Annotated in this window: 16 protein-coding genes and 1 pseudogene; 10 read left to right on the top strand and 7 right to left on the bottom strand. The window is 73.8% G+C overall.

The genetic code is table 11. The features are described from left to right. The first annotated feature begins 5 nt into the window (after nt 1–5). Genes ACWDNY_RS07555 through ACWDNY_RS07575 form a run of 5 tightly spaced genes read left to right on the top strand, consistent with a single transcriptional unit; the run spans nt 6 to nt 5,630 of the window. Entirely contained in the window at nt 6–1,370 is a 1,365-nt protein-coding gene (locus ACWDNY_RS07555; RefSeq protein ID WP_451644783.1) for an O-antigen ligase family protein, read from the top strand. Next, nucleotides 1,367–3,058, top strand: coding sequence for a lipid II flippase MurJ (locus ACWDNY_RS07560; RefSeq protein WP_451644784.1), 1,692 nt, complete (start codon nt 1,367–1,369; stop codon nt 3,056–3,058). The genes ACWDNY_RS07555 and ACWDNY_RS07560 overlap by 4 nt, the downstream gene beginning before the upstream one ends. Continuing rightward, the gene (locus ACWDNY_RS07565; RefSeq protein ID WP_451644785.1) at nt 3,042–3,812 is read left to right on the top strand and encodes a polysaccharide deacetylase family protein; all 771 of its coding nucleotides are present in this window, start codon (nt 3,042–3,044) and stop codon (nt 3,810–3,812) included. The genes ACWDNY_RS07560 and ACWDNY_RS07565 overlap by 17 nt, the downstream gene beginning before the upstream one ends. Before the next feature lies 1 nt (nt 3,813). Beyond that, entirely contained in the window at nt 3,814–4,971 is a 1,158-nt protein-coding gene (locus ACWDNY_RS07570; RefSeq protein WP_451644786.1) for a glycosyltransferase, read from the top strand. Continuing rightward, a complete protein-coding gene (locus ACWDNY_RS07575) occupies nt 4,968–5,630 on the top strand; it encodes a lipopolysaccharide biosynthesis protein (RefSeq protein WP_451644787.1) in 663 nt (220 codons plus the stop codon). The genes ACWDNY_RS07570 and ACWDNY_RS07575 overlap by 4 nt, the downstream gene beginning before the upstream one ends. A gap of 143 nt (nt 5,631–5,773) precedes the next feature. On the opposite strand, the gene ACWDNY_RS07580 is transcribed toward ACWDNY_RS07575, so the two are convergent. After that, a complete protein-coding gene (locus tag ACWDNY_RS07580) occupies nt 5,774–7,075 on the bottom strand; it encodes a glycoside hydrolase family 26 protein (RefSeq protein ID WP_451644788.1) in 1,302 nt (433 codons plus the stop codon). Nucleotides 7,076–7,243: 168 nt separating this feature from the next. Here ACWDNY_RS07580 and ACWDNY_RS07585 point away from each other — a divergent pair, with 168 nt between their 5' ends. Both ACWDNY_RS07585 and ACWDNY_RS07590 read left to right on the top strand, forming a co-directional pair. After that, complete coding sequence (locus ACWDNY_RS07585) at nt 7,244–8,497, top strand: carboxylate--amine ligase (protein WP_451644789.1); 1,254 nt, start codon at nt 7,244–7,246, stop codon at nt 8,495–8,497. Next, on the top strand, nt 8,497–9,762 hold the full coding sequence (locus ACWDNY_RS07590; RefSeq protein WP_451644807.1) for an NAD(P)-binding domain-containing protein: 1,266 nt from the start codon (nt 8,497–8,499) through the stop codon (nt 9,760–9,762). Before ACWDNY_RS07585 ends, ACWDNY_RS07590 begins: the two co-directional genes overlap by 1 nt. Nucleotides 9,763–9,901: 139 nt before the next feature. Here the strand turns inward: ACWDNY_RS07590 and ACWDNY_RS07595 are convergent, their stop codons facing one another. The 4 genes and pseudogenes from ACWDNY_RS07595 to ACWDNY_RS07610 form a co-directional block, all read right to left on the bottom strand. After that, the gene (locus ACWDNY_RS07595) at nt 9,902–10,468 is read right to left on the bottom strand and encodes a chaplin family protein (protein ID WP_451644790.1); all 567 of its coding nucleotides are present in this window, start codon (nt 10,466–10,468) and stop codon (nt 9,902–9,904) included. A 572-nt stretch (nt 10,469–11,040) separates the two neighbouring features. After that, a complete protein-coding gene (locus ACWDNY_RS07600; RefSeq protein WP_451644791.1) occupies nt 11,041–12,438 on the bottom strand; it encodes an APC family permease in 1,398 nt (465 codons plus the stop codon). A gap of 376 nt (nt 12,439–12,814) precedes the next feature. Next, nucleotides 12,815–14,317, bottom strand: coding sequence for a CoA-acylating methylmalonate-semialdehyde dehydrogenase (gene mmsA, locus ACWDNY_RS07605; RefSeq protein ID WP_451644792.1), 1,503 nt, complete (start codon nt 14,315–14,317; stop codon nt 12,815–12,817). Between the two features lie 14 nt (nt 14,318–14,331). After that, nucleotides 14,332–14,516: pseudogene (locus tag ACWDNY_RS07610) on the bottom strand (hypothetical protein); the annotation flags it as partial. A gap of 745 nt (nt 14,517–15,261) precedes the next feature. On the opposite strand from ACWDNY_RS07610, the gene ACWDNY_RS07615 reads away from it, so the two are divergent. Then, nucleotides 15,262–15,462 carry a helix-turn-helix transcriptional regulator gene (locus tag ACWDNY_RS07615; protein WP_451644793.1) on the top strand — a complete coding sequence of 67 codons (201 nt, stop codon included), beginning with the start codon at nt 15,262–15,264 and terminating at the stop codon, nt 15,460–15,462. 64 nt (nt 15,463–15,526) lie between these two features. On the opposite strand, the gene ACWDNY_RS07620 is transcribed toward ACWDNY_RS07615, so the two are convergent. Next, complete coding sequence (locus ACWDNY_RS07620; RefSeq protein ID WP_451644794.1) at nt 15,527–16,570, bottom strand: zinc-dependent alcohol dehydrogenase family protein; 1,044 nt, start codon at nt 16,568–16,570, stop codon at nt 15,527–15,529. A gap of 282 nt (nt 16,571–16,852) precedes the next feature. On the opposite strand from ACWDNY_RS07620, the gene ACWDNY_RS07625 reads away from it, so the two are divergent. Beyond that, on the top strand, nt 16,853–17,083 hold the full coding sequence (locus tag ACWDNY_RS07625) for a heavy-metal-associated domain-containing protein (RefSeq protein ID WP_451644795.1): 231 nt from the start codon (nt 16,853–16,855) through the stop codon (nt 17,081–17,083). Nucleotides 17,084–17,202: 119 nt separating this feature from the next. Then, the gene (locus tag ACWDNY_RS07630; protein ID WP_451644796.1) at nt 17,203–19,479 is read left to right on the top strand and encodes a heavy metal translocating P-type ATPase; all 2,277 of its coding nucleotides are present in this window, start codon (nt 17,203–17,205) and stop codon (nt 19,477–19,479) included. 665 nt (nt 19,480–20,144) lie between these two features. On the opposite strand, the gene ACWDNY_RS07635 is transcribed toward ACWDNY_RS07630, so the two are convergent. Further along, nucleotides 20,145–21,434, bottom strand: a complete 1,290-nt coding sequence (locus ACWDNY_RS07635; RefSeq protein ID WP_451644797.1) for a citrate synthase — start codon at nt 21,432–21,434, stop codon at nt 20,145–20,147. Between the last annotated feature and the right edge of the window lie 65 nt (nt 21,435–21,499).

Below are 21,499 nucleotides of genomic sequence, written 5' to 3' on the forward strand. Positions count from 1 at the left end.
GATACGTGAGCCACGCCCTGACACGGCTCCCGCACCGGGCGGCCGCGCTGACGCCGGTCCTGCCCATGGTGGCCGTGCTGGTCCTGCTGGCCCTGCCGCTGACTCCCGGCGGGGCCGGGCCCGCCGACGTGGTGTCCGGGCTGGTGGTGGTGTACTGCGTGATCCGCCTGGTGCGGGAGCGCAGGCGCTCCCTGTCGCCGGCGGCGGCCCTGGTGCTGGGCCTGCCGGTGGTGGGGCTCGCGCTCGCCGCCATGGGCGCCTCCTCGCCGGGGGCCGGGCTCGGCGGTCTCGGCCGCTACCTGCAGATCTTCGTGCTCGTCCCGGCGGCGGTGCTCCTGCTGATCCGCGACCGGGCGGACTTCCGGGTCCTCGCCTGGTCGTTCGTGGGGCTCGCGCTGTGCCAGGGGGCCCTGGGCGTCCACCAGTACGTCACCCGGACCGGCGCTTCCTACCAGGGCGAGGACATCCGGGCGGTCGGCACCTTCGGGGCGCAGGACGTGATGGGCATGGCGGGGGCGGTCGCCCTCGGCCTGGTGTGCGCGGTCGGGATCGCGCTGGGCCGGTCGCCGGTGCGGCAGCGGACGATCGCCGCCGGGTGCGCCGTGGCGCTGCTGGCGCCGCTCGCGCTCTCCTTCAGTCGTGGCGCCTGGATCGCGACCGCCCTGGCCTGTGCCCTGCAGCTGGTGCTGGCCGGGGTGCGGCGCGCGCTGAAGGTCGCCGCGGCCACCGCCGCCGCGGGCGTCATCCTGGTGGGCGGGTTCGGCTTCGGCTCGGCACTGCTGCAGGAGCGGATCGACAGCATCGCGCAGGTCACCGACGCCCCCGACCATTCCGTCGTCGACCGGTACACGCTGTGGGCGTCCGCCACCGGCATGTGGCGCCAGCACCCGCTGACCGGTGTGGGCCTGAAGGGCTTCCCCGAGTACCGGGACGGCCACGCGACCCTGGCGCTGTCGTCGGGCAGCGAGATCGCGGGCGCGGGGTCGGCGTACCACAGGCAGGCCCTGCTGTCGCCGCACAACATGTACCTGCTGGTGCTGAGCGAGCAGGGCCTGGTCGGCCTGCTCACGCTCGCCGGTGGCTGGCTGGCGCTGCTGGTGTGCGGGCTGCGCAGGATGCTGCGCGTCCGCGACCGCCGGGCGGGACTCGACTGCGGGCTGGTCGCCTGCGGGCTGCTGGTCTGGCAGCTGACCGACTTCGTGTACGGGGACATCGGCGGTCCCTCGACCGTGCTGACCGCCATGGTCCTGGGGCTCGCGGCGTGGTGGGCGCTGGCCGGCGACCGGCCCGGGAGCGCCGCCGCGCCCCCCGCGCCCGCCGCCGCGCCGGCCGCGGCGCGCGGGCGCCTCGAGGAGGCCGTGGCGCGATGACGGTGAAGCCTTCCCACAGCAGCGAGTCGGCGACGGGCGGCACCCCGACCGTCCCCGCGGCGCGTGCCGCCGCCTCCCCGGCCGGGGACGGTGCCGATCCGACCTCGACCTCCCGGAAGTTCCTCGCCAGGGCCACGCTTGTCACGGCGTCGCTGTCCATCGCCGGCTCCGTGCTCGGCCTGGTGCGCGACCAGGCCCTGGCGCGGCTGTTCGGCGCCGGCAGCGACACGGACGCCTTCCTGGTCGCGTGGACCGTGCCGGAGTTCGCCGCCACCCTGCTCATCGAGGACGGGCTGGCGCTGGTGCTGATCCCGGCGTTCAGCATGGCGCTGGCCCGCCGCGCCCGGGGCGCCGCGGGGGAACCGGTCCGTGCCCTGGTCGCCGCCACCCTGCCCCGCCTGTGCCTCGCCCTCGCCGCGTTGGCCGCGCTGGTCGCCGCCGTGGCCCCCTACCTCGTGCGGGCCCTGGCACCCGGCCTGCCCGAGCCGCGGCTGGCCGCCGACTGCACCCGCCTCACGGCGACCTGCGTACTGACCTTCGGGCTCGCCGGGTACTGCAGCGCCGCCCTGCGGGCACACCGCCGCTTCCTCGCGCCTGCCGCGATCTACGTCGCCTACAACACCGGCATCGTCGCCGCCATGTTCCTGTTCGGCGGGAGCTGGGGCGTGCGCTCCGCCGCCGTCGGGGTGGCGGCGGGCGGCTGCCTGATGGTGGCGGTGCAGGTCCCCTCGCTGTGGCGGCAGCTGACGTCGCGCACCCAGGCGCCGCGCGGGACCGGGGCCGACACCGAAGAACGGCCGATGCAGCTCGCCCTGATCGCCGCCGTTCTCCTGTTCGCGCTGGTCCGCCAGTCGCAGGTCCTCGTCGAACGCTTCCTCGCGTCCGGCCTGCCCGCCGGGGCCATCTCGCATCTGAACTACGCGCAGAAGGTCGCCCAGATTCCGATGACGATGTCGCTGATGCTGTGCACCGTCACCTTCCCGGTGGTGGCGCGGGCACTGGCGGACGGCGACACCGAACGGGCCCGCAACCGCGTGCAGCGGGATCTGGCCCTGGCCTCGGGGCTGGTGCTGCTGGGCATGTGCGTGGTGATCTCCTGCGCCCCGCAGCTCACCGAACTGCTCTTCCAGCGCGGCGCGTTCACCGGCGACGACACCGCGGCCACGGCGGGCGTCATGCGCGTGTACGCCCTCGGGCTGCTGGGCCAGACCCTGGTGGGCGCCCTGGTCCGCTCCTACTTCTCGGCGGGCCGGCCCAGCTGGTACCCCGTCGGCGCGATGACCGTGGGCATCACCGTGACGTCCTGGATGGGAGCCGCCACCGTGGGCGCCTGGGGCGTGACGGGGATCGCCGCGGCCAACGCGCTGGGCATCACCGTCACGGCCGCCCTGCTCCTCGCCGGGCTGCGCACGGGCCACCGGACCGGCCCCCAGAGCCTCTCCCTGCGGATCCGGCAGGTGCTGGCCGAGCTGAGCAGGCCCGTGCGCGCCGCGGTCGTCGCGACCGTCGCCGGGGCGTTCGTGGCCGGCCGGCCGGACTCCCCGGTGGCGGGCCTGGTGGCCGGCTGCCTGACCGTGACCGTCGTCTTCGTCCCGCTCGCCGTGGCCCTGGGCGCCCAGGGCCACGCATCCGCACTGCGCTCCGCGCGCACCCTCACACGAAAGCTCACTCATGGCCGCTTCCGCTAGTCCCGTCGACACCGGCAGACTCCCCGTCCCCCGCCCGGGCCCGGGCCCGGGCCCGTGGGTGGCGATGTACCACTCGGTGGGCGACTGCTCGGACGACCCTTACCGCATCACGGTCACGCCCGAGCGGCTCGACCGGCAGTTGGTGTGGCTGCGCCGGCGCGGGCTGCGGGGCGTGTCCGTGGCCGAGCTGCTCGCCGCGCGCGCCCGGGGCGCGGGGCGCGGCCTGGTCGGGCTCACCTTCGACGACGGCTACGCCGACTTCCTCACCGACGCGCTGCCGGTGCTGCGCCGCAGGGGCTGCGGCGCCACCCTGTTCGTGCTGCCGGGACGGCTCGGCGGCGACAACGCCTGGGACCCGCTCGGCCCGCGCAAGCCGCTGCTGACCGCGGACGGCATCCGGCAGGCGGCCGCCGAGGGGGTGGAGATCGGCTCCCACGGGCTGACGCACGTCGACCTGACCCGGGCCGACGACCTCACCCTCAAGGCCGAAGCCGTCGAGAGCCGCGCGCTGCTCCAGGAGCTGACCGGCACCCGGGTCGACGGCTTCTGCTACCCGTACGGCACGGTCGACGCCCGCGCCGCCGAGGCCGTGCGGGAGGCCGGCTACGCGTACGCCTGCGCCATCGACCCCGGCTCGCTGACCGGGACGCACGCCCTGCCGCGCGTGCACGTCGGGCAGAACGACACGGCCTGGCGCCTGCACCTGAAGCACCGTCTGCACCGTCTGCGCCGGCGCGCGGTGGAGGGCGTGTGAGATGAGGGCGCTGCACATCATCACCGGGCTCGGCGTCGGCGGCGCCGAGCAGCAACTGCGGCTGCTGCTGCGGCACCTGCCCGTCGACTGCGACGTCGTGACCCTCACCAACCCGGGCGCGGTCGCCGAAGGCCTGGCCGCCGACGGGGTGCGGGTGGTGCACCTCGGCATGAGCGGCAATCGCGACCTGGCCGCGCTGCCGCGCCTGGTCCGGGTGATCCGCTCCGGCGGCTACGACCTGGTGCACACACACCTGTACCGGGCCTGCGTCTACGGCCGGCTCGCCGCGCGTGTCGCCGGCGTCCGCGCGGTCGTCGCCACCGAGCACTCGCTGGGCGACTCGCAGATGGAGGGGCGCCGGCTGACGGCGGGGGTGCGGACGCTGTACCTCGCCAGCGAGCGCCTCGGTTCGGCGACGGTCGCCGTCTCCCCGGCGGTGGCCGACCGGCTGAAGCGGTGGGGCGTGCCCGCGCCCCGCATCGAGGTCGTCCCGAACGGCATCGACCTGGACCGCTTCCGCTTCGACCCGGAGCGGCGCGAGCGCACCCGGCGGCGCCTCGGCCTGCCGGAGGGCGCGTACGTCGTCGGCGGTGTGGGCCGGCTCGCCCCCGGCAAGCGGTTCGACGTCCTGGTCCAGGCGCTCACCCGGCTTCCGGACGACTGCTGGCTGCTGCTGGTGGGCGGCGGCCCCGAGGAGCACGTCCTGCGCCGCACGGCCCACGAGGCCGGGGTGGCCGGGCGCGTGCTGTTCACCGGCGAACGCCCCTACGTCCCGGACGGCTCCCCCGGCCCCGACCTGCCCTCACTCACCGCCGCGATGGACCTGCTCGCGTCGCCGTCCACGGACGAGGCCTTCGGCCTGGCGGCCGTGGAGGCGATGGCCTGCGGCCTGCCCGTCCTCTACGCCTCCTGCCCCGCCATCGAGGACCTGCCGCAGTCGGCCGCCGCGGGCGCCCGGCGCGTGCGGGGCGGCCCCGAGGAGTACGCCCGGGAGATCGCCGCGGTCCGCGCGGCGGGACCCCGGCCGCGCACGTCCCCGGAGGCCGCGCACCGCTACAGCATCACCCGCAGCGCGACCCGGCTCATGGGCGTGTACGCGGCAGCGGTCTCCAGCTCGTCGTCATCCCCCCTCTCACCTTCGGGAGCAAGCCCGTCATGACCGACACCCCGACCCGTCAGCGCCGCCTGTCCCTGGCCCGTGTCAGGACGCTGCCGTCCTGGTCGCTGCTCGCGGCCGGCACCCTCGCCGCCGGCCTGCTCGGCGGCGCGTACGGCCTGCTGACACCCGACACGTACACGGCCACCAGTTACGTCGTCGCCGTGCCGACCCCGAAGTCCGACGCGAACTCCGCCCTCGGTTTCGCGCAGGCGTACGGCCGGGTCGCCACCCAGCTCGCGGTGCTGGCGGAGGCCCAGGACCGGGCGGGCGTGCCGGTGCGCACGCTGCGGGAGAGCGTGCGGGCGGCGACCTCGCCGGACGCTCCGATGGTGGCCGTGACGGCGACCTCCTCGCGTCCGGCCCTCGCCTCCGACATGGCCAACGCCGTCTCCCGCGCGCTGACCCGGCAGGCCAACGCCGCCAAGGACAGCACCCACGTCCAGCTCGTGCAGTTCTCGCGCGCGGTCAGGCCGACCGAGCCGACGTCCGCGTCGGCGGTGGTGACCTCGCTGGTGGGCGCGAGCGCGGGCGGGCTGCTGTGCGGTCTGGCCCTGCTGGTGCGGCCCCGGCGCACCGGCCAGGACGAGGGGCCCGCGCCCGCCGCCTCGGTTCCCGGCCCGGCCACCGCTCCCGCCACCGTGGCGAAGGCGAAGCGGTGACCGCCGTGCGCGCGGCCGGCGCCGGGCCCGGCGGGAGCCGGCCCGGCGAGCCGGCGCCGGGCCGGGCACGGGGGTGCGGGCGGTGCGCGGTGGCGGCGGACCCCGAGGCGGGCCGGCCGCCACCGGCCGGACCGGCGGACGCGCTAGCGCTCGCGCGACCACCAGTCGAAGCGGATGCAAAGCGTCCCGCCGAGCCAGTACTCCACCCAGCCGCCGAGGTCCAGCGGGGAGCAGCCCTTCGGGCGCTGCGGCGTGGCGGGCGCGGGCGGCAGGCCCGGCACCGTCCCTCCGGTGCGGCCGAAGAGCACGGACCGGTAGACGCGGGACGCCTTCGGGTTGTCCCCGCACCGCCACACACCGTGCGGGCAGTAGTCGCTGAGCGCCTGGTAGAGCGGCCGGTGGTCGTCCATCCACGCCAGCATCCGGCGCACGTACTCGGCGTTGTCGCCGTTCCGGAAGAGCCCCCATTCGGGATAGGAGATGGGTTTGCCGTGGGCCGCCGCGAAGTCCACATGTGCCTGCAGCCCGTAGGGCTCCGTCACCTGCTGGTCGAACGACAGCCGGGCCGGCTGGTCGTAGGAGTCCATGCCGATGATGTCCACCGTGTCGTCACCCGGATAGCAGCGCGTCCACGCGACGGCGTCCAGGCCGCGGCTCGGCGCGAAGTCGAAGCGGAACCGCTGGCCCGGCACCGAGCGCATCGTGGTGACGATCCTGTTCCAGTACTGCTTCCAGGCCTCCGGGTCCGGTCCGCAGCGGTGGGAGTACGTCACGCCGTTCATCTCCCAGCCGAGCACCAGGACCGTGTCCGGCACCTTCAGCCGGACCAGCCGCTCGGCGAGTGCGCGGAAGTGATGGTCGAACGCCCCGGCCGCGCCCTGCCGCAGCAGTTGCCCGACCTCGTCGTCGGAGAGACCCGCCTCGTTGCGCTCCTGCAGGGGCACGTTGAGGACGAACATGCGTTCGGGCCTCTCGTTGCGCCAGCGCGCCCAGGCGTCGAGGAAGCTGACGTCGCCCTCGATGTCGCTCCAGCGGTTGCCGGGCAGGTAGGTGTGCCCGACGCGGATCTCGGCGTCGCCCAGCCAGCGGCTGAGCGACGCGATGCGCCCCACGCCACCGGCGTCGGAGCCGAGGAAGGCACCGATGGCCGTGGTCTGTTGCGGCAGCGGGACGAGCGCCGGGGGCAGGGTCGGCAGCTGGGGCGCGTTCGGCAGCCAGGGCACGGGCGGCAGCGGGGGGAACACGGGCGTGTCCGTGGGTGCCGCGGCAGCGGCCGGGGCGGTCGCCGCGGGCACCGCCGGGGGCGGGACGGGAGCGTCAGGACCGGTGGCTCGCAGCACCTCCACCCCCGCCGCGGGCCCGGACGCCAGGGTGGCGGAGGCCGCGACGACCACCGCGCCCGCAGCCAGCCGGCAAATTCGGGCCCGCTTGTGCCGTAGGGCCATGCCTGCTCCTTCCTTTCGCTCTCGTCCGGCCTTTTGCCGAAGTTTTCACAATTGACGGACAGTCATATGAAGTCAGGCACAGGAAAGCCGGCGGCGCCACCGTCACTGCGGCTTTTGCGTGCCCCGCTCCCCCGCACGGGGGAGCCGAAACGAAAGAAGAGTGAATTCGTGTCGCTGCTCGACACCGGTGTTCCCGCCGTACTGGTGCGGATCGACCGGAATCCCTTCCACCACGGAACGCTCGGTGCCGTGCGTTCGCTCGGCAGGGCGGGAGTGGAAGTGCACGTCGTCGCCGATTCCGCGGAAAGTCCCGTGAGCAGGTCGCGTTACGTGCGGCAGATGCATGCCCCGCCGCTGCCGGGCGCGTCCCCGGACGACATCCTCGCCGTGCTGCGCCGCGTGGCCGACCGGATCGGGCGCCCCGCCGTCCTCGTCCCCATGGACGACGCGACCGCGATCGCCGCGGGCCGGATGCGGGACGACCTCGCACCCTCCTACCTGCTGCCGGCGATGCCGGCCACGCTGGCGGAACGTGTCGCCGACAAGGAGGAACTGGCCGCCGTGTGCGCGTCCGCGGACGTCCCCCACCCGGTGACGCTGGTTCCCGGCAGCCCCGCGGAGGCCGCCGCCGGCGCACGCCGGCTCGGACTGCCGCTGGTGGCCAAGTGGAGCCGCCCCTGGCTGCTGCCCGCCGGCAGCGGCCTGCGCAGCACGATGCTGGTGCGCTCCGTGCAGCAGGCTCGGGAGCTGTACCTGCGCTCCGAGGAGGCGGGCAGCCGGCTGCTGCTGCAGGCGTACCTGGCGCCGGGACCGGACCGGGACTGGTTCTTCCACGGTTACGCCGACCGTTCGGGCGCCGTGCGCGCGGGCGGTCCGGGCCGCAAGCAGCTGGCCTGGCCGCGGGGGGCGGGGCTGACCGCGGTCGGCTGCTGGACGCCCAACCCGCAGGTGCGGACGCTGGCCGAGCGGCTGACCGGCGAGTTGGGCTACCGCGGCGTGTTCGACCTCGACTTCCGCCGCTGCGGCACGACGGGCCGGTACCACCTGCTCGACTTCAACCCGCGCCCCGGCGCCCAGTTCCGGCTCTTCACCGACAGCGCGGGCCTGGACGTCGTACGCGCCCTTCACCTGGATCTGACAGACCGTCCGTTCCCGGAGGGGGCGCCGCTGGCCGGACGGGCCTTCGTGGTGGAGAACTACGCGCCCCTGGCCGCGCTGCGGACGGCGCCGGGCGGCCGCGAACTGGCCTGGCACGCCCCGGACGACCGCGCTCCGGGGCGGGCGATGTGGGCCCTGTGGTGCCGGCACGTGTCCCGCCGGCTGCAGGAGCGGCTGAGCGCGGCGACGGTTCCCGGGCCGCGTCCCGCGCCCCGGGTGCCCTCCCCCTCCCTGACCGACAACGAGAAAGCGAGCAGTCGATGATGTACGACCTTCTGGTGGTGGGCGCGGGCCCGTACGGCCTGTCGATCGCGTCCCACGCCGCGGCCGCCGGGCTGAACCTGCGCGTGTTCGGCCGGCCCATGGCGTCGTGGCGCGACCACATGCCCCGCGGGATGCTGCTGAAGTCGGAGCCGTGGGCGTCGAACCTCTCCGACCCGCAGGGGCGCTGGCGCCTGGACGCGTACTGCGCGCAGCACGGGCTGCCGGCCCGTCACGCGCACCCGATCTCGGTGGAGGCGTTCGCCGCGTACGGCCTGTGGTTCGCGCGCCACGCCGTGCCGGAGGTGGACGAGCGCACCGTGACCGAGGTGGGGGCGGCCCCCGGCGGATTCGCGGCGGTCACCGAGGACGGCGAGACCCTGCACGCGCGGACGGTGGCGATGGCGGTCGGCGTGATGCCGTTCGTCGAGGTCCCGGCGGCGCTGCGGGGGCTGCACCCCGCGCTCGTGACGCACAGCAGCCACCACAGCGACCTCGGCCGGTTCCGCGGCAAGGACGTCACGGTGGTCGGCGGTGGCCAGGCGGCGCTGGAGACCGCGGCGCTGCTCGCCGAGCAGGGCACGCGCGTCCGGGTGCTGGCGCGGGCGGACCGGCTGGTGTGGAACGACGTGCCGCCGCCCTGGGAGCGCCCGTGGTGGCAGTCGGTGCGCTCCCCGCACAGCGGTCTGGGCCCCGGCTGGCGGAACTGGTTCTACTCCGAGCGGCCCAGTCTCTTCCGGCGCCTGCCGGAGCCGACGCGGGCGCGCATCGCCGCCACCGCGCTGGGCCCGGCGGGCGCGTGGTGGGTGCGGGACCGGGTGGAGAGCGCGGTGGAGCTGCTGCCGGGTCACGAGATCGCCGCGGCGTGCGCGGTGGCGGGCGGCGTGCGGCTGGACATCGTGAGCCGCGACGGTGCGCCGCGCAGCCTGGAGACCGAGCACGTCGTCGCCGCGACGGGGTTCCGGGCGCGCTGCGACCGGCTCGGCATGCTCTCGGCCGACCTGCGCGGGACGCTGGCGGCTCTGCCCGACGGGTCCCCGCAGGTGGGGCGCGAGTTCGAGTCCTCCCGGCGTGGCCTGTTCTTCGCGGGCCTGGTGACCGCCTCCGGCTTCGGCCCGGCCATGCGCTTCGTCCACGGCGCGACCTTCACGGCGGGGACGCTCGTCCGGGGGGTACGCCGACGGCTGAGGACGGCTCCGGCGGGCTGGATGGTGCCCGGGCCGGCGAGCGGCAGCCGGCACGCGTCGCCGTCGCCGGTGCGCCCCTGACGCGGGGCTCCGCGCGGCCGTCCGCGGTCCGCGGGTGGGCACGCGGCCGCCGCAGCCCGCCCGTGTCGCACTGACGTGGGCGGACTGCGGCGGCGCTCCGTGGTGCCCGGACGGCTGCCCGTCCGGGCACCCGGGGCGGCTACCGGCGGGCGGCGGCCCGGCCCCGGCGGTACATCGTCGCCCCGCCGGCGATCAGGGCCGCGCCGGCGGCCGAGGCCGCCAGCAGGGACTTGGTGCCGGTCTCGGCCAGCTGCGGCGGCTCGCCGGGCTGCTCTGCCGCGGGCGGCGTCGAGGTGCTCGGCACGGCGGGCGGGGTGGGGCGCGGCGTGTCGACGTCGGCGGGGGGAGTCGGGGCGGGGGTGTCGGAGGGCGGAGGCGTCTCGCAGTCGTCGGTGGGCGGCGCCTGCGTCTCCTCCTGCTCGTCGTCGGAGTCATCGTCGGAGTGGTCGTCCGAGGGCCTCTCCGCGCCGTTCCTGCAGTCGTTGCCGAGCGCGTCGTTCAGTGCCCCGACCACGCTGACGGTGTTGCCGCACAGGTTCACCGGCACCTCGACCGGCAACTGCACGGTGTTCCCCGACAGCAGACCGCCGGAGTCCACGGCGGCTCCCGCCGCGTGCGAGTCGGCGAGGGCGGAGCCGGCGTACAGAGAAAGAATGCCCGTGGCGGCGGCCGCCGTGAACACTCCCCTGCTCAGGGTCTGTCGCAATGTAGTGGTCTTCCTCTTCGAAGAGTGGGGGGAGCCGGCCTCGGCACGGAGCTCGACGGTCGAGGGCGGCGGTGACTCCGCCGGAAGGGGCCGGCGCGTCAGGCGGCCGGTCGTTCTCGCACTCCCGGCCGATCGCCGGTTCCGCGTGGGGAAATGGCCCGTGTCCCGCACTCGCTCACCGGAAGTGCGCAACGGAACCCGGACGAGCAGGGCCGCTTCGGGGGGCGCGGCGGGATTTCCCGCCGCGCGTACGGGGCGAACACGTGACGGCGCAAGGCAGACGGGCGACATCGCCTTCTCGAGCACTGCGTGTTCCTTTCTCGTGGCGCCGCATGCCCTACTGCTTCATCAACCGGGCGCACGCGATTTGGTAGCGCACATTCACCCGGTTGGACCGCCCCGCACGGGGAAGGGCCCGGCGGTCACCGAATTCCGCGGAGCACCGGGGCGTCCCTGGGGCGGGCGGGCGCGGCCGGGAACGACGTCGCCCCTGCCGCCTCCCGCGGCGCGGGATGGGGCAGGGGCGGCGGAACGGCCGGGTGGCGCAGGCGCGTCCGAGGCGGGCGGAGGGGTCAGGCCCGGGCGTCCTCCGGGACGGTCACCAGCCAGCGGGTGTCGCGGCGCGGACGCAGGTAGAGGGCCCAGTAGAGGGTGGCGACGGCGGTGATGCCCCCGGTCCACAGCAGGTAGCGCACCTCCTGCTGGATCAGGATGTACGCCAGGACGACGATCAGCGCGATCGGCACCGCGGGCCACAGCGGCATGCGCCAGGCGGGGGTGTGCCGGTGGGACCCGCGGCGGGCCGGCAGGGCGGCGACGGCCACGAGCAGGTACATCGCGGTCACGGACACACCCGTGACGCCGTACAGCGTGTCCAGGTTGACGAAGCACAGGACGGCGCCGGGCACGCCCACCGCGAGCGTGGACACCCACGGGGAGCCGAAGCGGCCGAGCCGGGAGAAGGCCTTGTTCACCGGCTCCGGCCAGGCCCTGTCGCGGGCCGAGGCGAACAGGACGCGGGAGTTCTGGATGACCATGACGATGCCGGCGTTGACGATCGCCAGGGCGACGCAGAGGCTGACGAAGGTGCCGACGGCGGAGTTGGACCAGGCGGTCACCATGCCGCTGAGGTCACCGCCGGTGAGCTCCTGGACGTTCGAGGCGCCCAGGGTGATCGCGACGACCGGCACCAGGATGATGACGGAGGAGATGGCGAGGGTGGCCAGCACCGTGCGGGCGACGTTGCGGCGCGGGTGCTCCAGCTCCTCGGACAGGTAGACGGCGGTGGAGAAGCCCTGGGTGATGAACAGGGCGATGGCGAGGCCGGAGACGACCAGCATGGCCGTGACGGAGTCCGTGCGGCCGTCCGCGCCGGCCACCTGGAGGGACAGCAGACTGCCCGGGCCGCGGTGGCCGTGCGCGAAGCCCAGGAACGCGACGACCGCGGCGGCGATCACCTCCAGGACCAGGAAGATGCCGGTGATCCAGGCGTTGGCGCGCAGGTCCAGCAGACCGGCGAGGGTGGCCAGCAGCATCACGCCCGCGCCCGTCATGGCGGGGTCGAGGTGCACGATCGGCGCCACGTAGTCCGCCGTGCCCATCGCGATCACCGGCGGGACGATCATGACGACCAGCAGGGACAGCACGAAGACCAGCCAGCCCGCCAGACGTCCGGCCATCGTCGAGACCATGGCGTACTCGCCGCCCGCGCTGGGGATGAGGGTGCCCAGCTCCGAGTAGCAGAACGCCACGGCGATGCAGAGGACGGAGCCGATGGCGATCGTCAGGGCCGTCGCGGTGCCGAGCGAGCCGAACAGGTCGGGGACCACCACGAAGAGCGTGGACGCGGGCGTCACGCACGAGAGCGTCAGGAGCGTGCCGCCGACCACCCCGATGGAGCGCTTCAGCTTCTGGGGGCTGTCGGCCGTCTCCAGGACGGCTTTTTCGACAGGGCGGAGCGTGTCGGTCATGCGGCGGTTCCGATCGATGCGTGCGGCAGATGGGGGGTCGGGAGCGCTATCGCCTCCGGCGGCTTCGGTCGTACGTGCTCTCGTCCGCTCCCGGCGCTGCATGGAACCCCGACGAAAACCATCACGTCAATGCCTGTCCGCCTTCGAAATCCGCACGTGTGGAGGAACGCTACCCACATCACTTTCACAGGTTGCGAGGGTCCAGCGAGGCATTCACCAAGCCCTGAAGATCCATGACCTTGCTTTCGCAGGCTGAGCAATCAAAGAGCCTGCGTCACCCGTTTCGTCCCGCATGCGCGGCATCCGCAGTGGAGGCGGTAAAAAAATGTCAGGCCGTCCGGTATCCGGACGACCTGACGGAGGATCCGCGTCACGCTCAGTGGTTGCGCGGGAACCCGAGGTCGACGCCCGTGGGCGCGTCGGCCGGGTCGGGCCAGCGGGTGGTGATCACCTTGCCGCGGGTGTAGAAGTGCGTGCCGTCGTTGCCGTAGATGTGGTGGTCGCCGAAGAGGGAGTCCTTCCAGCCGCCGAAGGAGTGGTAGCCCACGGGGACCGGGATCGGCACGTTGACGCCGACCATGCCGGCCTCCACCTCCAGCTGGAAGCGGCGGGCCGCGCCGCCGTCCCGGGTGAAGATCGCGGTGCCGTTGCCGAACGGCGAGGCGTTGATGAGGGCCAGCCCCTCCTCGTAGGTGTCCACGCGCAGCACGCACAGCACCGGGCCGAAGATCTCGTCCTGGTACGCCTTCGCGCCGGTCGGCACCCTGTCCAGCAGCGAGATGCCGATCCAGTGCCCGTTCTCGAAGCCCTCGACGGTGTGGCCGGTGCCGTCGAGGACGACCTCGGCGCCCTCCGCGGCCGCGTTCGCCACGTAGGAGGCCACCTTGTCGCGGTGCGCCGCGGTGATCAGCGGGCCCATCTCCGACGCCGGGTCGTTGCCGGGACCGATCTTGATCTTCTCGGCGCGCTCGCGGATCTTCTCCACCAGCGTGTCACCGATCGCGCCGACCGCCACGACGGCGGAGATGGCCATGCAGCGCTCGCCGGCGGAGCCGTAGGCGGCGGAGACGGCGGCGTCGGCGGCCGCGTCCAGGTCGGCGTCCGGCAGGACCAGCATGTGGTTCTTGGCGCCGCCCAGGGCCTGCACGCGCTTGCCGTTGGCGGAGGCGGTGGTGTGGATGTACCGGGCGATCGGGGTCGAGCCGACGAAGGACACCGCCTTGACGTCCGGATGCTCCAGCAGGCGGTCCACGGCCACCTTGTCGCCGTGGACGACGTTGAATACGCCGTCCGGCAGGCCGGCCTCGGCCAGCAGCTCGGCGATCCTGACGGAGGCCGACGGGTCCTTCTCGCTCGGCTTCAGCACGAAGGTGTTGCCGCAGGCGATGGCGACGGGGAACATCCACATCGGGACCATCGCGGGGAAGTTGAAGGGCGTGATGCCGGCGACCACGCCCAGCGGCTGCCGGATCCCGGCCACGTCGACGCGGCTGGCGACCTGCGTCGACAGCTCGCCCTTGAGCTGGACGTTGATGCCGCAGGCGAGGTCGACGATCTCCAGGCCGCGGGCCACCTCGCCGAGTGCGTCGGAGTGCACCTTGCCGTGCTCGGCGGTGATCAGCTCGGCGATCTCGTCGCGGTGGGCGTCGAGCAGGGCACGGAACCGGAACAGGATCGTGGTGCGCTGGGCCAGCGAGGACTGGCCCCAGGTGACGAAGGCGTCCTTGGCGGCGGCGACCGCGGCGTCCACCTCGTCGACCGTCGCGAAGGCGACCTTCGTGGTGACCGCCCCGGTCGCCGGGTCGGTGACCGGCCCGTACGTGCCCGAAGCGCCTTCGACGGTCTTCCCGCCGATCCAGTGGTTGACGATCTTCGTCATGCCCGGTTACTCCTTCACAGATGGCGGCGTCGGCCCGAGTCGTGCCGTTCGTCCGGCTCGCGTGCCGTGACCGGCGACGGTCGGGCCGCGGTCTCGGCCCGGATACATCCCACCAGGCCCGCGCCCCGGGCGCGCCCGACACTGTGTCTGCGGTTTCGGTCGTCGCGTAGACACATGTGGGAGTCTCCCCTGCCCGGGCGGGCGTCCCGCGCGGCACGCGCGCGGTCCTCGCCCACGGCGGCCGCGGCAGCCGGCTCCCGTGGCGGGGCGGGGGCGACGCGCCCTGCTCGTCCCGGGCGCCGTCCCCGTCCTCGTCCTGTTCCGCGGTTCCGGATCACCGGCGCCCCTTCCGCTCACGCTCGCCCGGGAACCTCCGGCGCGGGCCGCGGCGGGCGGGGAGTCGACGCTCGCACTTCGCTCCTGCCAGGGCGAAGCGGCCTCCCGCGCCGGAGGCGATCGATGCCGGGCGCCGCGGGGCGGATGGACCGGCCGGTGACCGGGCCGGCTGAGGTCCGGGACCCGTCGTCCGCTGTGGCGTCCGGTGTCTGCACCGTACAACCGCCGGCCGGCGCGGATGCGGTCCACGCGCCGTCGCCGACGCCGAACGTGCATCCGGCGCCCCGCAGGGCACGCGGCGGCGCACGGACGGCGGGCCTGCCCCCTGTCGAGGCCCTGTGTCGTCCGGCCGGCCGCCGGACGGCGTCCGTCGTCCGCCCGGACACGCGGGGGCGGGGCCGCTTTGCGTCGGGTCTGTCACAAACACCCGCGTCGTGTCACACATGTACCGGGTGGGCGGGTCCTGCGTCACACCCGCACGACAGGGCCTTGCCCCTCCTCGGGGTCCGTCGTTCACGGGACACAGGCTGGTGATCGCCAGCGCTGCGCCCGGCGCCCCCGACGGCCTCCCCGGCCGCCGCCGCGGCGCGCGCGGGAGGGTGCAACTGATGACCGACCGAAGGCTCTGGTCGTACAAGGAGATCGCGGCGCACATCCGGGTGCAGCCGGACACCGTGCGCTCGTACCGCAAGCACGGACTGCTGCCCCCGCCCGACCACGTGGAGGGCGGCAAGCCCTACTGGTACGCCGACACGGTCCGCGCCTGGGCGGCCTCCCGGCCCGGCAACCGGGGCCGCAGCGGCGCCTGATCCCGCCGGGCGGAGGCACGGGGGCGACGGCGTGCCCCGCCCGGGCGCGCGGGGCGCCGTCCCATCAGCTCCAGGGATCGATCACCGTGACTCCGGCGCCCGGGGCCGTGCCCATCGCCGCCAGCGCGTCCGGGGCCGCGGCGAGCGGGATGGTCGCGGTGACCAGCAGGTCGGGCCGCAGGATTCCGGCGTCCACCAGGGCGAGCATCGGCGGGTAGGAGTGGGCGGCCATGCCGTGGCTGCCGAGGATCTCCAGTTCCAGGGCGATCGCGCGGGCCATGGGCACGGCCGTCGTGCCCGACGGGGAGGGCAGCAGCCCGACCTGCACGTGACGGCCCCGGCGGCGCAGGCCGTTCACGGAGGCCGCGCAGGTGGCGGGCGAGCCGAGGGCGTCGAGCGAGAGATGGGCACCGCCGCCGGTCACCTCCCGGACCCGCTCCGCCGTGTCCGCCGCGTCCGAGCCGTCCACACAGGCGGCCGCGCCGAACTTCCGGGCGAGGTCCAGGGCCTGCGGCGAGACGTCCACGGCCACCACCCGCGCCCCGGACGCCGCCGCGATCATCACCGCCGAGAGGCCCACGCCCCCGCAGCCGTGCACGGCCACCCACTCGCCGGGCGCCACCCGGCCCTGCTGGACCACCGCCCGGAACGCCGTGGCGAACCGGCAGCCGAGCGAGGCCGCCGTCGCGGAGGACATGCCGTCGGGCACGGGGACCAGGTTCACGTCGGCGTGGTCCAGCGCGACATACTCGGCGAAGGAGCCCCAGTGCGTGAAGCCGGGCTGCGTCTGCCGTTCGCACACCTGCTGATCGCCCGCCGCGCAGGAGGCGCAGGTCCCGCAGGCGCAGACGAAGGGGACGGTCACCCGGTCGCCCGGCCGTCGGCGGGTCACTCCCGGGCCGACCGCCTCGACCACACCGGCGAGCTCGTGCCCGGGCACGTGCGGCAGGGTGATGCCGGGGTCGTGCCCCTGCCAGCCGTGCCAGTCGCTGCGGCACAGACCGGTCGCCTCGACGCGCACCACCACGCCGTGCTCGGCGGGCCGGGGGTCCGGCACCTCCCGTACCTCGGCCGGCTCCCCGTACCGCTCGAACACCACCGCCCGCATTGCCGCCTCGCCTTCCGTCCGCGTCCAGGGTCCCGGGGCGCCGGAAGAGGGCCGGCGCCCGGGGTCACGCTTTCTTGGGGGAACGCTAGTACGCGCCGCGGCCAGGTTCTCGGGCGGTGGGGTACCCGCCCGGCCAGGTGGCCTGCCGCCGTCCCATGGGGACCACTCGGACCGACGCACCGCGGCGATCCTTGGAGTGATACCCCCTAGGGGTATAGTGTGAGGGAAGTGAGTCCCTCGTGGGCCACGTCAGCCCCACCCGCCTCCCCGAGGAGAACGACCATGAGCGCCGAGACCACCGCCGTCACCACCGTCTACAAGGTGAGCGGCATGAGCTGCGGACACTGCGAGGGCTCCGTCTCCGCGGAGATCTCCGAGATCCCCGGCGTCAGCTCGGTGAAGGCCGTGGCCTCCACCGGTGAGGTCACCGTCGTCTCCGCCGCCCCGCTCGACGACGAGGCGGTGCGCGCCGCCGTGGACGAGGCGGGCTTCGAACTCGCCGGCAAGGCCTGACCCGCAACCCCACGGCCACGCACGACCGGCCGGGCAGCACCCATCTGTTCCCCGACCGGGCCCTGCCGACCAGCTCATACTGGCTCCGTACGGCCCGGTCCGTCGTCTGGAGCCCGGACATGACCACCCGCACCACCGCGGAGACCCCCGCAGCGGCGCCGCACACCGCGGACGTGGAGCTGCTGATCGGCGGGATGACCTGCGCCTCCTGCGCGGCCCGCGTCGAGAAGAAGCTCAACCGCATGGACGGTGTGACCGCCACCGTGAACTACGCGACGCAGAAGGCCCGGATCAGCCACCCCCAGGAGGTCCAGGTCGCCGATCTGATCGCCACCGTGGTGAGGACGGGGTACACCGCGGAGGAGCCCGCCCCGCCGCGGTCCGAGCCCGAGCCGGAGTCCGCGCCGGACGCCGGGCGGCGGGCACCGCGGGACGCGGAGCTCGAAACACTCCGCCGGCGGCTCGTCGTCTCCGTGGTCCTCGCCGTTCCCGTCGTCCTGCTCTCCATGATCCCCGCCCTGCAGTTCGACAACTGGCAGTGGCTCTGCCTGACGCTGGCCGCGCCCGTCGTCGTCTGGGGCGCCCTGCCCTTCCACCGGGCGGCCCTCACCAACGCCCGGCACGGTGCCGCCACCATGGACACCCTCGTGTCGGTGGGCACCTTGGCCGCGTTCGGCTGGTCGCTGTGGGCGCTGTTCCTCGGGGACGCCGGGATGCCCGGCATGCACGACGAATTCCGTCTCACCGTCTCCCGCACGGACGGCGCGTCGACGATCTACCTGGAGGTCGCCGCGGGTGTCGTCGCCTTCATCCTGCTCGGCCGGTACCTGGAGGCCCGCTCGAAGCGGCGGGCCGGAGCGGCGCTGCGGGCCCTGATGGAACTGGGCGCCAAGGACGTCTCCGTCCTGCGGGACGGACGCGAGATGCGGGTGCCGGTCGCGTCGCTGGCCGTGGGCGACCGGTTCGTCGTCCGTCCCGGCGAGAAGATCGCCACGGACGGCACGGTCGTCGAGGGCGCCTCCGCGGTCGACGCCTCGATGCTGACCGGCGAGTCGGTGCCGGTGGACGTCGCCGTCGGCGACCCGGTCACCGGTGCCACCGTGAACGCCGGCGGCCGGCTCGTCGTGGCGGCGACCCGCGTCGGCGCGGACACCCAGCTGGCGCGGATGGCGAAGCTGGTCGAGGACGCGCAGACCGGCAAGGCCGAGGTGCAGCGGCTGGCCGACCGGATCTCCGCCGTCTTCGTCCCCGTGGTCATCCTGATCGCCCTCGGCACACTGCTGGCCTGGCTGTTCGCCACGGGCGACGCCACCGCCGCGTTCACCGCGGCCGTCGCGGTGCTGATCATCGCCTGCCCGTGCGCGCTGGGCCTGGCGACGCCGACCGCGCTGATGGTCGGCACCGGCCGGGGCGCCCAGCTCGGCATCCTGATCAAGGGCCCCGAGGTGCTGGAGTCGACCCGCCGCGTCGACACCGTCGTCCTCGACAAGACGGGCACCGTCACCACCGGCCGGATGACCCTCCAGGAGGTCCACGCCGCGCGGGGAGTCGACGAGAAGGAGGTGCTTCGCCTCGCCGGCGCCCTGGAGCACGCCTCCGAGCACCCGGTGGCCCGGGCGATCGCGGCCGGGGCCGAGGAGCGCGTCGGGCCGCTGCCCGCGGTCGGGCACTTCGAGAACGTGCCCGGACGCGGCGTGCGCGGGCGCGTGGAGGACCGGGACGTGGCCGTGGGCCGGCTGGAGGAGGCCGGCGACCTGCCGCCGGAGCTGGCCCTGGCCCGGCGCGAGGCCGAGCGGGAGGGCCGTACGGCCGTGGTGGTCGCCTGGGACGGGGCGGCACGGGGTGTCGTCGCCGTGGCCGACGCGGTCAAGGACGGCAGCGCCGAGGCGGTACGGCAGCTTCGCGCCCTGGGGCTCAGGCCGGTCCTGCTGACCGGCGACAACCGCACGGTCGCGGAGTCCGTGGCCCGCAGCGTCGGCATCGGCCCCGGCGACGTGGTCGCCGAGGTGCTGCCGCAGGACAAGGTCGACGCCGTCAGGCGGCTCCAGGCCGAGGGGCGGACCGTGGCGATGGTCGGCGACGGGGTCAACGACGCCGCCGCGCTCGCCACCGCCGACCTGGGCCTGGCCATGGGGACCGGCACCGACGCCGCGATCGAGGCCGGTGATCTGACGCTGGTGCGCGGGGACCTGCGGGTGGCCGCCGACGCCATCCGGCTGTCGCGGCGGACGCTGAGCACGATCAAGGGCAACCTCGTGTGGGCCTTCGGCTACAACGTGGCCGCGCTGCCGCTGGCCGCCGCCGGACTGCTGAACCCGATGATCGCGGGCGCCGCCATGGCCTTCTCGTCGGTGTTCGTGGTCACGAACAGCCTCCGGCTGCGCACATTCCGCTGAGGTGAAAACGGGCGTCCCCCTGGAGTCCGGCGTGAGCCTCACATAAGCTCTTCACACGGCTCGCGCATCTTCCTTACGCTTGGGTCCCCGATCGTCGCATCGGGGCTCTTGCGCACCTAAGGGACATATGCAAGAGACGCAGATCACAGTGATGTGAAGGTAACCACCGAAGGGGTTCGAAGGTCTAAGTTGGCAATGTCAGGAAGCGTCTTGGGGGGCGCCTACTGGCCTCCGGGGATGTCTTGGGGGACTTCTCCGGTTGGGGGTACCCCTGCTCGCGAGAGCACGGGGAGCGTTGCCGGGGCACGTACACCGGGAAGCTTTGAGCGGCCCTCCCGCGCGTGCGCGTCCCGGCAGACCGCAGCACAGCACCGACGAAAGACCACAGAGCACCATCGACCGGGTGGGGCGAGTTCTGCTCGCTCCGCTCACAACAGCGATTCAGGCGCTGGTCTCACAGGCGCCCGGCCGGATCCCGTGGGGGGAATCCGCACCGGGACATGGGAAGGCGCCCTGGCCGTCGGCCCGTGGGGGGACCGTCGCGCCGGGGCGCCTTCCGCTTGTCCGTGTGCCGTCAGCCGCAGGCGACCGGCGCGGTCAGGACAGGGTCCGGGCCCCGCGCCACCCGGGGGCGGACACGGGGCCCGGTGAAGCCTGCCTCGCGCTCAGCGCTCCTCGACCGGCACGAAGTCGCGCTCGACGACGCCCGTGTAGATCTGGCGCGGGCGGCCGATGCGGGAGCCCGGCTCCTTGATCATCTCGTGCCACTGGGCGATCCAGCCCGGCAGGCGGCCCAGGGCGAACAGGACCGTGAACATCTCGGTCGGGAACCCCATGGCCCGGTAGATGAGGCCGGTGTAGAAGTCGACGTTCGGGTAGAGGCTGCGCGAGACGAAGTAGTCGTCGGAGAGCGCGTGCTCCTCCAGCTTCAGGGCGATGTCCAGCAGCTCGTCCGACTTGCCGAGGGCGGACAGCACGTCGTGCGCGGCAGCCTTGATGATCTTCGCGCGCGGGTCGAAGTTCTTGTAGACCCGGTGGCCGAAGCCCATCAGCCGAACGCCGTCCTCCTTGTTCTTCACCTTGCGGATGAAGGAGTCGACGTCGCCGCCGGCGTCGCGGATGCCCTCCAGCATCTCCAGCACGGACTGGTTGGCGCCGCCGTGCAGCGGGCCCCACAGGGCGTTGATGCCCGCGGAGATCGAGGCGAACATGTTCGCCTGCGAGGAGCCGACCAGGCGGACCGTGGAGGTCGAGCAGTTCTGCTCGTGATCCGCGTGCAGGATGAGCAGCTTGTCCAGGGCCGACACCACGGTCGGGTCGAGCTCGTAGTCCTGGGCCGGGACCGAGAAGGTCATGCGCAGGAAGTTCTCGACGTAGCCGAGATCGTTGCGCGGGTAGACGAACGGGTGGCCGATCGACTTCTTGTACGCGTACGCCGCGATCGTCGGCAGCTTGGCGAGCAGCCGGATGGTGGAGAGGTTGCGCTGCGTCTCGTCGAACGGGTTGTGGCTGTCCTGGTAGAAGGTCGACAGCGCCGAGACGACCGAGGACAGCATCGCCATCGGGTGGGCGTCACGCGGGAAGCCCTTGTAGAAGTTCTTGACGTCCTCGTGCAGCAGGGTGTGCTGCGTGATGTCGTTCTTGAAGGAGGTGAGCTCGTCGACGGTCGGCAGCTCACCGTTGATCAGCAGGTAGGCCACCTCCAGAAATGTGGAGCGCTCGGCCAGCTGCTCGATCGGGTAGCCGCGGTACCGGAGAACACCCTGCTCACCGTCGAGATAGGTGATGGCGGATTTGTAGGCGGCAGTGTTGCCGTACCCGCTGTCCAGGGTCACCAGGCCGGTATGGGCACGCAGCTTCCCGATGTCGAAGCCCTTGTCGCCGACGGTGCTGTCGATCACCGGGTAGGTGTACTCGCTGCCGTCGTACCGCAGTACTACAGAGTTGTCGCTCACGTCTTCCCTCACCGACGTAGTGCCTCATCTTCGAGGTGCCCTGACTGTCTCTACCATCCCCCATT

This window comes from Streptomyces sp. NPDC003697 (assembly GCF_053587115.1).

Coding starts and splice junctions, on each gene's coding strand:
- ACWDNY_RS07625 (WP_451644795.1), top strand. CDS start 16,853: ATGAGCGCCGAGACCACCGCCGTCACCACCGTCTACAAGGTGAGCGGC.
- ACWDNY_RS07575 (WP_451644787.1), top strand. CDS start 4,968: ATGACCGACACCCCGACCCGTCAGCGCCGCCTGTCCCTGGCCCGTGTC.
- ACWDNY_RS07590 (WP_451644807.1), top strand. CDS start 8,497: ATGTACGACCTTCTGGTGGTGGGCGCGGGCCCGTACGGCCTGTCGATC.
- ACWDNY_RS07620 (WP_451644794.1), bottom strand. CDS start 16,570: ATGCGGGCGGTGGTGTTCGAGCGGTACGGGGAGCCGGCCGAGGTACGG.
- ACWDNY_RS07560 (WP_451644784.1), top strand. CDS start 1,367: ATGACGGTGAAGCCTTCCCACAGCAGCGAGTCGGCGACGGGCGGCACC.
- ACWDNY_RS07570 (WP_451644786.1), top strand. CDS start 3,814: ATGAGGGCGCTGCACATCATCACCGGGCTCGGCGTCGGCGGCGCCGAG.
- ACWDNY_RS07580 (WP_451644788.1), bottom strand. CDS start 7,075: ATGGCCCTACGGCACAAGCGGGCCCGAATTTGCCGGCTGGCTGCGGGC.
- ACWDNY_RS07565 (WP_451644785.1), top strand. CDS start 3,042: ATGGCCGCTTCCGCTAGTCCCGTCGACACCGGCAGACTCCCCGTCCCC.
- mmsA (WP_451644792.1), bottom strand. CDS start 14,317: ATGACGAAGATCGTCAACCACTGGATCGGCGGGAAGACCGTCGAAGGC.
- ACWDNY_RS07615 (WP_451644793.1), top strand. CDS start 15,262: ATGACCGACCGAAGGCTCTGGTCGTACAAGGAGATCGCGGCGCACATC.
- ACWDNY_RS07600 (WP_451644791.1), bottom strand. CDS start 12,438: ATGACCGACACGCTCCGCCCTGTCGAAAAAGCCGTCCTGGAGACGGCC.
- ACWDNY_RS07630 (WP_451644796.1), top strand. CDS start 17,203: ATGACCACCCGCACCACCGCGGAGACCCCCGCAGCGGCGCCGCACACC.